Source organism: Brevibacillus sp. JNUCC-41, assembly GCF_014844095.1.
In the GTDB taxonomy this organism is placed as follows: domain Bacteria; phylum Bacillota; class Bacilli; order Bacillales; family DSM-1321; genus Peribacillus; species Peribacillus aracenensis.
On record NZ_CP062163.1, the window covers coordinates 1,112,516 to 1,128,062 of the forward strand.

At 39.8% G+C, this 15,547-nt stretch carries 14 protein-coding genes; 5 read left to right on the top strand and 9 right to left on the bottom strand.

What is annotated here, in order from left to right; translation table 11 throughout:
• Positions 1-29 precede the first annotated feature (29 nt).
• Together JNUCC41_RS05490 and JNUCC41_RS05495 are read right to left on the bottom strand one after the other, a co-directional pair.
• On the bottom strand, positions 30-437 hold the full coding sequence (locus JNUCC41_RS05490; RefSeq protein ID WP_192206733.1) for a disulfide oxidoreductase: 408 nt from the start codon (positions 435-437) through the stop codon (positions 30-32).
• Between the two features lie 2 nt (positions 438-439).
• Complete coding sequence (locus tag JNUCC41_RS05495; RefSeq protein WP_192206734.1) at positions 440-1,129, bottom strand: DsbA family protein; 690 nt, start codon at positions 1,127-1,129, stop codon at positions 440-442.
• 313 nt (positions 1,130-1,442) lie between these two features.
• Between JNUCC41_RS05495 and JNUCC41_RS05500 the strand changes: the two genes are divergently transcribed.
• A complete protein-coding gene (locus tag JNUCC41_RS05500) occupies positions 1,443-1,877 on the top strand; it encodes an Rrf2 family transcriptional regulator (protein ID WP_192206735.1) in 435 nt (144 codons plus the stop codon).
• Between the two features lie 43 nt (positions 1,878-1,920).
• Here JNUCC41_RS05500 and JNUCC41_RS05505 read toward each other — a convergent pair whose 3' ends face one another.
• Positions 1,921-5,244, bottom strand: a complete 3,324-nt coding sequence (locus JNUCC41_RS05505) for an SH3 domain-containing protein (RefSeq protein WP_192206736.1) — start codon at positions 5,242-5,244, stop codon at positions 1,921-1,923.
• Between the two features lie 588 nt (positions 5,245-5,832).
• Between JNUCC41_RS05505 and JNUCC41_RS05510 the strand changes: the two genes are divergently transcribed.
• From JNUCC41_RS05510 to JNUCC41_RS05525, 4 genes are all read left to right on the top strand, one after another.
• A complete protein-coding gene (locus tag JNUCC41_RS05510; RefSeq protein ID WP_192206737.1) occupies positions 5,833-6,438 on the top strand; it encodes a protein kinase family protein in 606 nt (201 codons plus the stop codon).
• A gap of 34 nt (positions 6,439-6,472) precedes the next feature.
• A complete protein-coding gene (locus tag JNUCC41_RS05515) occupies positions 6,473-6,916 on the top strand; it encodes a DUF6376 family protein (protein WP_192206738.1) in 444 nt (147 codons plus the stop codon).
• Between the two features lie 126 nt (positions 6,917-7,042).
• Positions 7,043-7,471, top strand: coding sequence for an SRPBCC family protein (locus JNUCC41_RS05520; RefSeq protein ID WP_192206739.1), 429 nt, complete (start codon positions 7,043-7,045; stop codon positions 7,469-7,471).
• The gene (locus JNUCC41_RS05525; protein WP_192206740.1) at positions 7,472-7,843 is read left to right on the top strand and encodes an ArsR/SmtB family transcription factor; all 372 of its coding nucleotides are present in this window, start codon (positions 7,472-7,474) and stop codon (positions 7,841-7,843) included.
• A 47-nt stretch (positions 7,844-7,890) separates the two neighbouring features.
• Here the strand turns inward: JNUCC41_RS05525 and JNUCC41_RS05530 are convergent, their stop codons facing one another.
• The 6 genes from JNUCC41_RS05530 to JNUCC41_RS05555 form a co-directional block, all read right to left on the bottom strand.
• Positions 7,891-10,740 (bottom strand): YhgE/Pip domain-containing protein, encoded by a 2,850-nt coding sequence (locus tag JNUCC41_RS05530; RefSeq protein WP_228467632.1) that lies wholly within the window; start codon positions 10,738-10,740, stop codon positions 7,891-7,893.
• A gap of 2 nt (positions 10,741-10,742) precedes the next feature.
• A complete protein-coding gene (locus tag JNUCC41_RS05535) occupies positions 10,743-11,249 on the bottom strand; it encodes an RrF2 family transcriptional regulator (RefSeq protein WP_192206742.1) in 507 nt (168 codons plus the stop codon).
• 173 nt (positions 11,250-11,422) lie between these two features.
• Positions 11,423-11,737: a thioredoxin family protein gene (locus JNUCC41_RS05540; protein WP_192206743.1), complete on the bottom strand. Its 315-nt coding sequence runs from the start codon at positions 11,735-11,737 to the stop codon at positions 11,423-11,425.
• A gap of 599 nt (positions 11,738-12,336) precedes the next feature.
• Positions 12,337-12,723, bottom strand: a complete 387-nt coding sequence (locus JNUCC41_RS05545; protein WP_192206744.1) for a DUF302 domain-containing protein — start codon at positions 12,721-12,723, stop codon at positions 12,337-12,339.
• Positions 12,724-13,111: 388 nt separating this feature from the next.
• The gene (locus JNUCC41_RS05550) at positions 13,112-13,642 is read right to left on the bottom strand and encodes a CueP family metal-binding protein (RefSeq protein ID WP_192206745.1); all 531 of its coding nucleotides are present in this window, start codon (positions 13,640-13,642) and stop codon (positions 13,112-13,114) included.
• Between the two features lie 90 nt (positions 13,643-13,732).
• Positions 13,733-15,220 (bottom strand): multicopper oxidase family protein, encoded by a 1,488-nt coding sequence (locus JNUCC41_RS05555; RefSeq protein WP_192206746.1) that lies wholly within the window; start codon positions 15,218-15,220, stop codon positions 13,733-13,735.
• Positions 15,221-15,547 lie beyond the last annotated feature (327 nt).

A 15,547-nucleotide genomic window follows, 5' to 3' on the forward strand; every position in this document is an offset into this window, starting at 1 on the left:
ACCATTCCTTTTAGAATGGTGCGCTTAAATTAGCTGTTTTTCTTTTTCATTAGCAGTCCCATGCAGATAGTGATTAGAGTAAACGCGATAAAGGCCAAAAACGGGATCGTGATGAATCCTAACCAATTTATATATTCACCTGAGCAGGGAACACCGCTTTGACACATTTCGAACTGCTTTAATGCTGGGATTTTTTGCAGACTATAGTGATATCCTGACACCAACATGCCCAAAATCGATAATGGGAGGATGTATCGGTAAATTTTTAGGTCTTGCTCATAAAAGGCACGTCCCAATAAAATAATGAGCGGGTACATCAAGATCCGTTGATACCAACAAAAGGTACAGGGTACATAATGGAGAATCTCACTAAAGTAGAGACTTCCAGCAGTGGCGATGATTGATAGGATCCAAGAAAATAATAGTGGCTTGTTCATCACTATTTCTCCTTCGCTGCATCATCAACCATTTTCTCTAAATCATCAATTGTATTTCCTTCAAACTTCTTGCCATTTACAAATAGGGAAGGAGTTCCGGAAACGCCTAATTCGTCGGCCAAATCCATATCCTTTTTCCATTGGTCCTCGGAATTGCCTGCTTTAAAAGAGGAAACGACTTTTTTCACATCTTTGGCATTTGCGATTTCTTTCAATGTTTCTTCTAGGAATTTGTCCGTAAACACATCTTCCTTTTCATATTTCAGGTCCTCTGGCTGCTTATCGTACAGAAGCTCATGGAATTTCCAAAAGGTATCATTTCCTAATTCCTGATAAACACTTTCCGCAAATTTAGCGGATCTGGTTGAATCGACGTTAATGAACGAATAATTCATGAAATAAAATTGCGCTTTTCCTGTATCAATCAATTCGCTTTGTATGGAAGGAAAGAATTGCTCCTCGAATGTCTTACATACTGGACATTTATAGTCACCAAATTCGACTATTTGGACAGGTGCTGATTTTTCACCCAAATAAGGCTGTGATTTATAATCGATTTCTTTAACGGCTGTATCTTCGTCCTTCCCATTTGCCAAAAATATAAAGCCAATAATGATTACAGCAATTAACCCTATCATCCAAAACGTGAATGCAGAAGATTGTTTTTGATTACCCTTTTTTTTATTAGCCATCATATACCTCCATCACTTGTAGTTGTGTCGATATTCCTTCTCCAGCCATAGCGGCCGATTCCGGTTCCCCCCTCCTGTTGCTTTCACCTGTAACTGATTCATTTACACGTTATAATATAAGTTTCACCATGCTGGTTTGTCAATTACACATACTTTTTATTTTTGCCTTTGCAGAAACGGCGTTACTTGACAAGGATACGGTTAATGGATAAATATTATTCTTGCAGGCCATTATAACTTGTAACCACTTGAATTACATGTTAAATAATTTATACTATATAAGAATAGAGATTTTAAAGGAGAGAAAAAAGAGATGTCCATCAGTACCCGCTTTTCCGTAGGAATCCATATATTATCTCTTTTAGAAATAAACAAAGAAGGCGTTAACACTTCTGATTTTATTGCAAAAAGTGTAAACACCAACCCAGCCTTAATCAGAAAAATCACCGGCATGCTGAAGAATGCAGGTTTAGTGAACGTTCGTCCGGGTATCGCCGGAGCAACTTTGGCCAAGGAATTATCGGATATCACTTTGCTTGATGTTTATCAGGCTGTCAACGTTGCCTCGGATAAAGAATTATTTGGAATCCATGAAAATCCTAATCCAGCATGCACTGTTGGAAGAAATATACAAAAGACAATAGAACCCATCTTTTCAGTTGCGGAGCTTGCCTTGGAAAAGGCATTGGGAGTGGTAACGATCGAGGATGTCGTTAGGGGTATTCTGGAAAAGGATAAAATCAAATAGCAAAAAAACACATGAGTCGGACTCATGTGTTTTTTTACCATTATTATTTATACTTAGGAACTTCAATGGTCAATTTATAGGAATCTAGTAAACTATACAAATTATAAATCTGTTTCACTTGTTTTGTTGCCCAGCCAATATCAGTCGCATACTGGTGTGAAGCATATCCATATTTCTCTGCAGCCGTAGGATTCCATCTCATTTTGTAAAGCGTGTCCTGTCCAGCAGAGATATATCCTTTGGCGATGAATTCGGCACCGCCTATGATGGCCGCCTCCGGAGTGAACCAGCCAGCATTATAGGCGTATTGAGCGCCGCTGCTTAGCGCCGTTCCGTCAAATGCTCCCACTCCATACATATTATAGACCGTTTTCCCGTTAACCTTTACGCCAGTCGCTAACGGTGATGTGCCATTCCCGGTCTCCAGCAAAGCATGTGAAATCAGGTAGATTTCATTGACCCCATATTTCTCCCCTGCCGCAGTGAAGGTTGCAGCTTGGCCTTGCAGAATCCCTTTACCTGAAAGGATTCTATTATTCACTTCAGAAACGTCCATGTTGGTGACTTGGGAGAGCTTGACGAATTGGAATGATTTGATTGGATCATCCACAAAATTATTGGGGTTAAGATTATATTCTATATCTTCCGGGCTGGCATTTACCCATGTCTTGTTATAATCCACCTCATACCAATAGTATCCGTCAGAGCCCTTTACTTTTGATTTAATATTCAATGATTGATTATTGCTGACAGGACCGACTACCCAATAGTTAGATCCAGCTCCGCCCCTGACACGCCAACCGGTTCCTTTAACCGTACCTTTTGTAGAATTGATTAAAGTTAATCCATCTTCTCGTATGTAGGTTTTATAATTTTTATCCGTTTGACCATTTACGGCCATTTGAATTTCAACCATTTTTTCCATCGTAAGATCATATTCTTTATCGATCCTGATTATCGATCCATTCGAACTTCCTGGACCTTCCGGTGCTTTGACCGTTAAATATTGCGTACTGACATATCCCGTTTTTCCATTGGCCGTGACTCTTGACCAGCCATCGGATTCTGAATACACCGTTACGGCCGTATTGTTTACAAGCTTGGTTATAATTGAAGCGGAAGCTGATGCTTGTGACCGCATATTCAGACTGGAGCCATCATTCACATTTACATATTTAACTAACGTGTTTTCTTCTCCGTCCGGATTCTGCCCCGGTAAAGAACCAGGCTTCGTTGCTGATAGATATTGCGAATTGACATAACCTTCTCCGCCATACGCTTTAACTTTTGACCAGCCATTTGATTCCGAGATGACTTCTACCTCTACACCCCTTGCCAATTTCACAATGACGGAAGCACTTTCTGACGGCTTATTCCGCATATTCAGTGAACCCGAGCTGACATTTACATATTTCGTTGTCGTTTTTTCAGGTATGGTTGGTTTGGAGTCCATTTCAGGTTTTGTCGTTGAAAGAAAGTCAGTACTGACATACCCCTCAATCCCATTGGCCTTGATCTTCGCCCAACCTTTGGATTCCGAATAGACCGTCACTTCCGTTCCTTTTGACAGCTTTGCGACAATACTCGCGCTTTCCGACCCGCTTTTTCTCATATTGAGCGTTCCAGAGCTTACGTTTACATATTTCGTCGTCGTTTTTTCAGGCGTTACTGCCGTTGATCCCGATCCTGGTTTTGTTGTCGATAGATATTTGGCACTGACGTGGCCGTCTTTTCCATTTGCTTTGACTTTGGCCCAACCTTTGGATTCCGAATAGACCGTCACTTTCGTTCCTTTTGAAAGCTTTGCGACTATGTTCGCACTTTCCGATCCGCTTTTTCTCATATTGAGCGTTCCAGAGCTTACGTTTACATATTTCGTCGTCGTTTTTTCAGGCGTTACTGTCGTTGATCCCGTTCCTGGCTTTGCCGTCGATAGATATTTGGTGCTGACATATCCGTCCTTTCCATTGGCTTTGACTTTCGCCCAGCCATTGGATTCCGAATACACCGTCACTTTCGTTCCTTTTGAAAGGATGGCGACTATGCTTGCGGTAGCTTTTCCACTTTTTCGCATATTGAGGGAACCCGTGACATATTTCGTCGTCGTTTTTTCAGGCGTTACTGTCGTTGATCCCGTTCCTGGCTTTGCCGTCGATAGATATTTGGTGCTGACATATCCGTCCTTTCCATTGGCTTTGACTTTCGCCCAGCCATTAGCTTCCGAATAGACCGTCACTTTCGTCCCTTTTGAAAGGATGGCGACAACGCTTGCGGTAGCTTTTCCACTTTTTCGCATATTGAGGGAACCCGTGCTCACATTCACATATTTCGTTGCCGCTTTAGCCGTTACCTCAGCTTTGGTTACCGTTCCTGGTTTCGTTGATGATAGATACTTCGCGCTGACATATCCATCCTTTCCATTGGCTTTGACTTTCGCCCAGCCATTAGCTTCCGAATAGACCGTCACTTTCGTCCCTTTTGAAAGGATGGCGACAATACTTGCGGTAGCTTTTCCACTTTTCCGCATATTCAGTGAACCTGTGCTTACATTCACATATTTCGTTGCCGTTTTAGCCGTTACCTCAGCTTTGGTCACCGTTCCTGGTTTCGTTGATGATAGATACTTCGCGCTGACATATCCTTCTTTTCCATTGGCTTTGATCTTCGCCCAGCCTTTGGACTCCGAATACACCGTTACCTGTGTGCCTCTTGTCAGCTTTGCGACTATGCTGGCACTGTCTGTCCCGCTTTTCCGCATATTCAGTGCACCTGTGCTTACATTCACATATTTTGTTGTCGTTTTAACTGTTGCCTCAGCTTTGGTTACCGTTCCTGGTTTCGTTGATGATAGATACTTCGTACTGACATATCCATCTTTTCCATTGGCTTTGATCTTCGCCCAGCCTTTGGACTCCGAATACACCGTTACCTGTGTGCCTCTTGTCAGCTTTGCGACTATGCTGGCACTATCACTGCCACTTTTTCGCATATTCAGTGAACCCGTGCTCATATTCACATATTTTGTTGTCGTTTTAGTGGTTACTGCAGTTTTCATTAAAGTCCCTGGCTTCGTTGCCGATAAATACTTCGTACTGACATATCCTTCTTTTCCATTGGCTTTGATCTTCGCCCAGCCTTTGGACTCCGAATACACCGTTACCTGTGTGCCATTTGCCAGCTTTGCAACGATGCTTGCATCATCCGCCCCGTTTTTTCTCATATTGAGGGCACCGGAACTTACATGTACAAACATGACGTCCCCTATATTCGCCTGTTCCGCCTGTAGTGGAGCTGCAGATATTTTTTCTTCGAAAGCAACCGTGGACAACACTGCAAAACAGAAAGTTGGTATAATTAATTTCTTCATCTCATTCTCCCTACTAAAGAATTATATTTTTAACATTTATTTAAATATCGGTTAAAATAAGTATAATAATATAGGCATAAATGCTCATTCGTCTAAAATATATCATATTCCGTTAGATCTATAGGGAGATAAAGGAGATTGTAATACAATAGTAAACTATTAGACATTTAAGTAATAAAATAGAAACATTTGCAACGAGGGGCACCTGGCAAGCAAATGAACAATATAAAGTATATTGATATAATTACTGACCACTCAAATTAATGCTTTTGAGACGAGCATCTTTCTGCCTTTACTGAATATATATAAAGGGTGGGCACACGTTCCTTATATTTGACGGATCGAGGCAATAACCTATATAATTACTGTATATAACTTATAAGAATCCTTCTGTTAAGGGGAGTAGCTATACAATAAAGTCGTCAGTACAGGATCGAATCCTCGGCTTTATTGGCAACTGATTTTAGTTGTTTGCAAGACCTTGCCGATTATTTGGTGAGTTCTTTTGATTTTTAAAAGACGGTATGACCAATAATCGGTCATACCGTCTTTTTTGATTCGAAAAATTGCACAATAGAGGTGAAAAGTATGCAGAACTATAATGAGTTAGCTCAAAGCGTTAAGATTTCCGATGATAAAAAGCATATATTGCTTGATGCCGACCCATCTTTATCACTTATCGGAAAAGGCCGAAGCGCATATGTATTCAAAATACATTCCACCAATAAGGCACTAAAAGTGTTTTTCCCGGATCATACTCACACAGCTACAGTTGAAGCTGAAATATACAAAACCGTCCAATCCATCGAATACTATCCAACCCTATATGATGCGGGGGTAAATTACCTGGTTATAGATCACATTGAAGGCAACACTCTTTTTGAATGCTTAACATTGGGAATCCCGATAACGGAAGAAAACATCGCGGAGATAGACCATGCCCTGCAATTGGCCAGGAAAGAAGGATTGAACCCTTCGGATATCCATTTACGAAACATCTTCATCACCTCCGAAAAAAAGGTGAAGATCATTGACGTTGCAAGGTTTAAGCAAGTGAAATCCTGCAATCAGTGGCACGACTTGAAAAGTGCATTTCACCTTTTCTATTCGAAGTCATTTTTTCCGAAGAAGATCCCCAGCTTCATACTGAATTCCATTGCAGCGATTTATAAAAAAAGATTCCTGCCCATCTGATCCTTACCATAAAAAAATCACATTGGAGGCATATATGAAAAAAATAATGACCATTGCTCTACTGTCCATACTTACATTAAGCGGATGCTCAGCTTTAGAAGAAGTCAATTCATCATTGGAGTATGCAGATCATGCGACGGAGTATGTAAATACCGTTAAGGAATTTGCCAATGAGGTGCCTGCTTTGTCACAGGACGCCGTAACGAATGGAGAAGCAAGAGCAAATCTTGAAAAAGAACTGGAATTGATGAAAACGGAGATTGAAGAATTCAATGCAATGGAACCACCCCAAATCGCTGAAGGCATCCATGAGAAGATCGTCAGCTCGAATCAACAGCTTTCAGATGGAATTGAATTATATCTGAATAATATTGAAAATGGCCAAATTGATCCTAAGGCATTGGAAGATTCAGAGATAATGAATTCAATCGATAATATAACAGTATTGGCAAAACAAATTGAAGAATTGGGTAATTAAGCATCCTGCAATGAATAAAAAGGAATCACTTGAAACAAATTATTGACATGAAACCAAAAGGTTTTATATAATCAACAAAGCGAAACCAATTGGTTTCATATATTTCAGTTAAAAAGGAGAATCAGTATGGAAAATCAACATACACTACAGGACATCAAGAAGACAGTTATTCTTGAAGCCCCTATCCAACAAGTTTGGGATACAGTTTCGACTGCAGAGGGCATAGCTTCATGGTTCATGCCAAATGATTTTCAACCGAAAGTGGGACATGAGTTCCATGTGCAATCACCTTTTGGTCCATCTCCTTGTAAGGTAACGGAGTTAGATGCTCCTCATCGTCTTTCATTCAGTTGGGATACGGACGGTTGGTTCATTTCCTTCATTTTAAAAGAACTGGACGGCAAAACGGAGTTCACCCTTATTCATGGTGGTTGGAAAGAGCCTGAAACGATTCTTCCGAAACCGAATGAAAAAAGCTCAGTGATTCGCGAGAGAATGGATCATGGCTGGGAACAGATTGTTCATGCAAAACTTAAAAAGGTTGTTGAGGGCTAAGTGTCTGCAGCAGAAAAACATGATGTATTTCAGGCTATCGCCGACCCAACCCGCCGAAAGGTCCTGCAATTGCTTGCTGAAGGGGATTTACCCATTTCAGAAATCACTTCTCACTTTTCCATGAGCCGTACAGCGATTGCCAAGCATCTTCATATCCTTTCTGAAGCTGAATTGGTCAGTGGCCGGAAGGTAGGCAGAGAGAAACGCTTTCGGCTTCAGCCAGAACCTTTAGCGGAATTGAAACAGTGGCTTTCTTTTTACGATCAATTCTGGGATAACAAATTATCCATCCTTAAACATGTGATTGAACATTCAGGGGAAAATGGATTGAAAGTCATCGATAAAGAAAAGGACACGGATGAACCATCATAATGAAGAAAAACCCCCGGCGCATTGCACCGGGGGTTTTTTCCAATAGTTTATGCTTCCATCTCCACATTGTGTTCTTTGCGCTTCTTGATGACCATCGTTAGCAATAGTAGTAGATTGAAGACAATGATGCATCCAGTAAGGAACACTATACTCGTTGTCAATGCATCCGCTCCAAGGCTCGTGCTCATCGCCTGACGGAAGCCCATGACAGAGTATGTCATTGGTATGAACGGGTGAACATGACTGAAGAAGTTATTGGTCAGTTCCACAGGGAACATTCCTCCGCTTGCACCTAGCTGTAATACAAGGAATATCATCGCCAATAAACGACCCGGATTTCCAAATCCTACGGTCAAGAAGGTGACGATGAACATGAAGGTAAGGGAAGTCAATATGGAAACCCCAATGAATTGCCCCATGTTCTCGACCTGTAAATCCATTCCCCAAATCATGATCGCATCCAACACTAATGCTGAAAGCGTCGCTTGGATAAACAGGACCGTAAATTTACTGAACCACCATGCCACTCCTGAAGTAGGCCTTGTGGAAGGCAAGCCTGTCGGGAATCCCATATTGAACGCAATCGCTCCTACAAATAAGCCAAGAGACAATACATAAGGAGCCAGTGCATGACCATAATTCGGCACGTCACTGCTTTTTTGTTCTTTAACCTGTGTCGGTTCGGCAATCATGCTGTAATTATCATCGGTTGTTTTGTTTTCACTTATTTCTTCTGCTCCATCACCGAGTTTATCCGAAAGTTCGACCGTTCCATCTTTAAGTGAGGATATGCCATCACCCAATTTTCCGGATCCTTCAGCAAGTGCCGAGGAACCTTCATTGATCTTACCTGCCCCATCGGCAAGCTGGATGACTCCATTGCTTAAAGTAGGCAGATTGCTTGCCAATTGTTCAGTGCCCTTAACAAGTGCTGATGAGCCCTCATTCAAGGCAGGTGAGTTGGCATTCAGTTCATTGGCCCCGCTAGCAAGCTGGCTTGCCCCTTCGCCAACTTGGCTAACACCGAACGCATACTTCTCAAGACCATCCCCAAAGGAGGTTGACCCCGCTTGAAGTTGTGAAACTCCATCTACCAACTGACCAGAACCCTCAGTTAGTTTTGATAGACCATTATTCAACGAGGAACCGCCTTGTGCTAACTGGTTGATCCCCTTCACTAATTCCGGTGTCCGTTCATTTAAACTTTGTGTTGCCGCCGTTAATTGATTGCTGCCTTCAACAGCCTCATTCAAGCCGCCATTTAATTGTGTTGCACCAGGAATCAATTGTTCTTCCAGTGCGTTCCTTATTGCCGTATATCCGTTTAACGCTGAAACGGCGTTTGGATTGACTTTATTCACCGCATTATTTAAATTGGCCACTTGTTCTGGAAGCTGGCCTAATCCATTCAATACAGGCATTACATTTTCCTTCAATTGCGTTGATAAGTCGGATACACTTGCAGCAAGAGTCGAGGCGATTTGTTTTTGTGCCTCCGCTTGGTTTTGAAGTTCATTTTGAATGGCTCCGATTAATTCGGATTGTTGTTCACTGGTCATGCCTTTGAACGCTTCCGTGTTTTGAACGGCATTGATCGTGCTCTGACCATTATTCGCAATGGTTGATTGAAGTTCCGTTAAGGCCGCCTGACTGTTATTGAGGTCTTCAGTAATGCCAGATACGGTACCGGACGCGCTGCTTCCTGCAGGAATCGCTTCTTGCAATTGATTTACACCGCTTTGAATGCTTGTCAGTCCTTGCTTAAGCTGACCCATCTGTTCTTCTGCGGGCAATTGGCCATCCATTTTTTTCAGGCCGTCATTTAACGCTTGGCTTCCTTCTGCCAGTTTATTGATTCCTTCATTTAAACTTTGCTGACCTGATGCCAATTTTGGAATTCCTGTCGATTGGTCCGTCAGCTGGCTTGCATTTTGTGATAATTGATTCAACCCATCATTCAAATTCGCACTGCCTGTTTGCGCTTGTGCCAATCCCGTATTTAAAGTTTGCGCTCCTGGAACCACTTTGGCGAGCCCAGTGGAAAGTTGGGATGAACCTTGTAAAAGTGCTTCACTATTATTAGTTAATTCCCCTGTGCCTGATGCAAGTTCGTCCGCACCCTTTTGCAACTGACCGACACCGGAAGTATATTGTGAAATTCCCTTATTTAATTCCGACGCGCCACTTTCAAGCTTGTTGGCTCCTTCCATAAACTCGCCGACACCGATTTGAAGTTTATTCGCCCCATCTTTAAAAGTTAATGTGCTTGAAGCTAATTTATTCAGATTTTCCGTCACTTCTTTGTTTCCATCATCCAGTTTTTTTGCGCCATCATCCAGTTTCGATGCCCCATCTGCTGCATCATTGAAACCCTCTCCGATTTTATCAAACTGGGAGAAAATCGCTTCCGCATATTCTTTTGTGACACTTTCGGCAATTTCCGTTTTCAAATTATTCGCTGCCTGTTTTCCGACCGTTTCAGAAACGAAACTGCGTCCAGGATTCACGTCATACGTCAAATTCATTTTTTTTGGCTTATCATCCATGACGGTTGCAGCATTTTTCGAAAAGTCCTCCGGAATGGTAACGACCATATAATATGTACCATCATCAAATCCTTTTTTCGCCGCTTTTTCCGATACGAAATGCCATTCCAAATCATCATTGTCCTTTAAATTCTCGATTAGCTCATTACCGACTGTTAAGGTTTTACCCTCATATTCCGCCTTCATATCCTTATTCACGACTGCAACAGGCAATTTGCCTGTATTTCCGTATGGATTCCAAGCGGAACTAAGGAATAACCCCCCATAAATAATCGGGACGAACAGTAAAACGATCGCGACACCGACCAGTTTTCGATTTGTAAGGAAAAGCTTCCATTCTTGTTTAAGCATGTTCACTTCTTTTCACCTTTCTTTTCACGCAGTACATCACTCAATGACGTTGAATTCCAATTAAGAGTCGGTATGTCCGTGGTGCCAAAGCTTTCTTTCAGCAAATCTGCCACTGTTTGGCTGGAAAAGAACTCTATCAAAAGTTGATCCGCCCGGGAAAACATCCGACGAAGGACATCCATCCCTTTCTCTGCATACTCTCCATCTTTAAACGCTTTTTCTATAAGTCCCGTATCCGGAAACATCGAAATCGTGCCTTCCATCGCCTCAATAATTTCAAGGTTTTTAATCTTATCTACACTTTTGGCAAGAGTAAGGCCACCATTATTACCAGGAACGGAAGTGATTATCTGCTTAACGACCAGTTTCCTTATGATTTTTTTCAAATAAGAAGGAGACACCTCCAATCGTCTGCTGATCTCATTAGACGAAAGCGGTACATTTTTATCCTGGGTGGAGAGGATAACAATGATGCATATAGCTTGCTCGACCCCTTTTGTTAATTGCAAATCCGTTCACCTCTTTCAGCATCTATGTGGATGTTTGATATCCATAATGGATATTCCATATCTATAATTAAAACCCGTTTCATCTTAGAAATCAAGTTAATTTTAGAAAAAATTTCTAAAAAAAGGTGAACCCCTTTATGACAGCATCATAAGGGGTTCACCTTTCAAGGTTTTTATAGGTCATTTAGAAATTCATTGACCGCTTCTGGAGTTTTAGCATTTGCACTGTGCAGATGTGCAACCTTTTCCCCATTCTTAAATACTAATAGTGATGGAATTCCCATTACCGTTTGCTCTTCAGAAATCTCTGGGAACTCGTCACGATCGATTGTAAACCACTGTTTATCTTGATGTTCTTGTGTGATTTCATCGATGAACATGTCTAAACGTTTGCAGTCTGGACACCATGTTGTCGTAAAAACCCCGACCGTCAGTCCCTCTTGATTGATTTGTTCACGGTATTCTTGTTCAGTATTGATATTTTTCATGATCTTCTCCTCCGAGCTTTCTTATCATCATACTTAATCCATGAATTAATGTACTCAAGGATTAATATATAATTAATTCCTATACAACACAAACGGTTCATCCTGGATCCATCTAACTCTTGCCCGGTTCATGTACCTTTTCTATGCTGCCCCCATAACTATGGCCAATTAAGGCTAGATAGCTTGGATTTGTAGAACGAAGCTTAATATCTTATTAGGATTTACCCTTAAAGGGGCTAATTCTGGGCTAATTCCTGTTGTAATGTGTTTCTTAATTAGTAATACCTGATGGAGAACTAACCAACCCCAGCTCGACCACTAATACATACAATCACAATATCTTCTAACATGAATTTTATCTCCCTTGCTTTAATCGCCATTAAAAATTTATATTAAACAAAATGTTAGGTAACAGATCCTCTTTACTTCGAAATGGAGTTTTTAAAGGAATTTATTATATATTAAACGACTTTATTATTATTTAACTCCGGGAGCCGAGGAACTTATTCAGGCGACGGAATAAACTTCATATATGAAAAAAGACCCTTGGGACAAAGTATACCATCCTCGCCCAAGGGTTCAGCTCTTGCAACACTATGCTATTGCACCACCCGGTCGATACATGCAATTAAGCGGTCTTCAATATCTTGGGCAAATCCTTTAATAGAGGAATCGCTGACCATTTCAATTAAAGATGTTGGTCTTGGCATGCCTATTTTCGTCTTGCCCCCATCTTCATAAACAACAATTTTACACGGCAAGAAATAGCCAACCATTTGATTTTCTGATAATACCCGTTGCGCTTCTTTTGGGTTACAAACTTCCAATACATGATAGGGTTGATCAAATTCAAACCCCTTATTTTGTAAAGTTTCTTTGATATCAAAATGCCAAAGCACACCGAATTTTTCCTCTTTTAATTTTTCCTCTAAGACTGTCATTGATTCTCCGATTGATTGATTCGTTTCTACGGTGTAATGAAACATAGACTCATCTCCTTATCCACTTTAATTCTATTTGTTCCCTGTTTATTAAGGATCAAAACAACTATTGATATATTGCGGCTAATTTCTCCCCTAATATCAAAAGGGAAATATACTCCCTCTTAATCAATGACGGTTATCATTCCCAAGTCAGCACGAATAATATAACCAGAATGAAATAATCCGTTGTTTTTTATTTTCGAATTTACACGTTAAACGCAATTTAAATATAAAAAAACCTAATTTCTCTATGTTGTAAGTGAAGTGAGAAATTAGGCTTTAGTTCCTTCATAAAAGCCGCCATTCAGTTGATAACTAACAGGACAATCCTTTTTTCACATGAAAAAGCAAAATGAGGCCTAGAGAGCTTATCCCCTTGTCTTATTTGTCACTACATTAATTTCATCGTTGTAATACATGTTGGGTCACCTTCGAATGTAGAGAGCTTTAAATCTGCCATTTTTCCGTCGTGCTCTATTTTGATCTGAAAGGTTTTATCTTGCTGTAGCCACAAATCAATAAATCCATTAGATGGAGAGCTAACTACCTCGTCCTGGATAACATTCCCGTCTAAATCTTCAATGTATAAGTTAAACTCTTTATTTGCAAGTTCACCTTGACAACCTGTCAAGCTATGATTCGTGCATGGATGGGTTTTATTAATGTAAGGTGCAATCGAAACAAAAAACTCGCCTTTGGGCAAATCATAGGAAGTTTCACTTCCATCATTTTCAGTCACAATGAGTTGTTGAGATGTAATGGAGGCATTTTGTGCATTTTTGTTTTTTGTACTATAATCATTCACTAAGGTCTTAATATCATCTGTTGATTTAACGGGCTTTGCCTCATCTTTACCTGTGCTGGCGCAAGCATTTAGTATAACTACTACTAACAAAGTTAAGATAAATCCTTTTAATTTCATTTAAGTTAATTCTCCTCCCTTGTCATTGTTAACTATTTATTTAATATATCAAAACTCAAAAAAATATATTTTTTAATCCACAATTAGACATTAATCCACCTTAATTTGACCCATCATTCCATTATCCTCATGTTCGAGAATATGACAATGGAACATATAAACTCCTTTTTCAGGGAACTTAACAGCAATTTTTGCTTTTTGTCCCGGTTTTAAGGAAATGGTATCTTTTAATCCAGATAAATTTTCTGGAGGCTCTTTTCCATCAATCGATATAACTTGGAATTGCGTTCCGTGAATGTGGAATGGATGGTTCATGCCTCCCATTGAATCTTTCATATTTTCGATTTCCCATAATTCGGTTTCATTTTGTTTCTGTGTAAAATCGATTCGATTTGCATCAAACTTCTTATTATTAATTGTCACATCTTTTCCCATTCCAGCCAATTTGATTGTTTTTGTGACCTCTTTATTCTTTACTTCATTAGAAATTTCGAGGTTATTTAATGACTTTGTAGTTTTTGCCGTTTTGGAATTATCTGCTGATTCTTTTAAATGAATAGGCAAAATAGTTACGTTATCTTCATTAACAAGTGAAACTTCATTTCCCTTCACTTTTGTTAAATCTACGATAACTTCAACTCGTTCAGCAGGTGCAATTTCAAGCTCTTTTGTTGAATTAGGCTTATTTAAGAAACCACCATCACTTGCGATTTGTTGAAATTCCATATTATTATCAAAGTGTAAAGTGTAACCCCTCATATTGGAACCATTTAAAATACGCAAGCGAACTTTTTCACGATCAGCTTTTAGTTTTGGATTGACAACCCCATTGATCAAAAGAGTGTCTCCTGTTGTCCCATCTTCATTCATTACTTTGTTATAATCAAGTTGTTTATCATCAGTAAATTTTTTATCTTGAAGAATAATTGGAAAATCATCTTCACCATATGTTTTTGGAATATCTAATTTCCCACTATTCTTATCATCAATATAAAGTAACCCAGCTAAGCCTTTAAATACTTGTTTTCCTGTTTCATGCATAGGGTGTGGATGAAACCAGAGTGTAGCAGCATCCTGTTTGACGGTAAAGTGAATTGTTTCTGACTCGCCTGGTTTCAACACTTTATGTGGTCCCCCGTCTTCGTTACCAGGTACTTCAAGACCATGCCAATGGAAAGTCGTATCTTCCTTTAAATCATTCACCAAATGGATGGTGACCTTCATTCCCTTTTCCACTCGAATCACTGGCCCCAAAAAATCCCCATTATATCCGTATGTTTTTGTTTTAATTCCATCAAATATTTCTGAAGTGCCTTGGTGAGCTCGAATGGTATATGAAATGGAATTGTTATCCTCTTGATCTGGTTTTAGTACTTTTGGAAAAGTTAATTCATTTTCTCCAAGACTGCTTTTTAATTCTGTAATGGTTTCATGGCTCATATCCATAGAAGAATGGTCCATACCTTTCATATCCATTGAAGAGTGATCCATATCTTTCATATTGTTACTACTTCCTTGGCTACAAGCCCCAAGTATGCCCAAACTTACAACAATACTCGTTAATATTATTTTCCTCATGTTTCACCATTCCTTTCACTAAAAAGTATATAGAACAGTTATGCAGGAATTATGTAGAAACTGGCATATGTATACAAAATATTGTTCCTTTATTTTTGATTTTAGTTTTTGATACTAGATAAACCTTGTTATACAAGGGGTAACGTCAGGAAAATGCGGATTTACAACGTTAAGCATTTTGATACAAGTCATATGAGACATTACGAGGGCTTGTTATAGACTAACTTTAGATAGGAAACAAGAATAAATAAACAAATAATTTTACTGCTTTTTAGAATGTGTTAAAGTTTTTTAACTTTTAGACATTCTAAGTACACAGAAAATCAT

What these genes read in the sequence shown, in the direction of transcription:
- JNUCC41_RS05490 (WP_192206733.1), bottom strand. Translation starts at nt 437, where the DNA reads ATGAACAAGCCACTATTATTTTCTTGGATCCTATCAATCATCGCCACT.
- JNUCC41_RS05495 (WP_192206734.1), bottom strand. Translation starts at nt 1,129, where the DNA reads ATGGCTAATAAAAAAAAGGGTAATCAAAAACAATCTTCTGCATTCACG.
- JNUCC41_RS05500 (WP_192206735.1), top strand. Translation starts at nt 1,443, where the DNA reads ATGTCCATCAGTACCCGCTTTTCCGTAGGAATCCATATATTATCTCTT.
- JNUCC41_RS05505 (WP_192206736.1), bottom strand. Translation starts at nt 5,244, where the DNA reads ATGAAGAAATTAATTATACCAACTTTCTGTTTTGCAGTGTTGTCCACG.
- JNUCC41_RS05510 (WP_192206737.1), top strand. Translation starts at nt 5,833, where the DNA reads ATGCAGAACTATAATGAGTTAGCTCAAAGCGTTAAGATTTCCGATGAT.
- JNUCC41_RS05515 (WP_192206738.1), top strand. Translation starts at nt 6,473, where the DNA reads ATGAAAAAAATAATGACCATTGCTCTACTGTCCATACTTACATTAAGC.
- JNUCC41_RS05520 (WP_192206739.1), top strand. Translation starts at nt 7,043, where the DNA reads ATGGAAAATCAACATACACTACAGGACATCAAGAAGACAGTTATTCTT.
- JNUCC41_RS05530 (WP_228467632.1), bottom strand. Translation starts at nt 10,740, where the DNA reads ATGCTTAAACAAGAATGGAAGCTTTTCCTTACAAATCGAAAACTGGTC.
- JNUCC41_RS05540 (WP_192206743.1), bottom strand. Translation starts at nt 11,737, where the DNA reads ATGAAAAATATCAATACTGAACAAGAATACCGTGAACAAATCAATCAA.
- JNUCC41_RS05545 (WP_192206744.1), bottom strand. Translation starts at nt 12,723, where the DNA reads ATGTTTCATTACACCGTAGAAACGAATCAATCAATCGGAGAATCAATG.
- JNUCC41_RS05550 (WP_192206745.1), bottom strand. Translation starts at nt 13,642, where the DNA reads ATGAAATTAAAAGGATTTATCTTAACTTTGTTAGTAGTAGTTATACTA.
- JNUCC41_RS05555 (WP_192206746.1), bottom strand. Translation starts at nt 15,220, where the DNA reads ATGAGGAAAATAATATTAACGAGTATTGTTGTAAGTTTGGGCATACTT.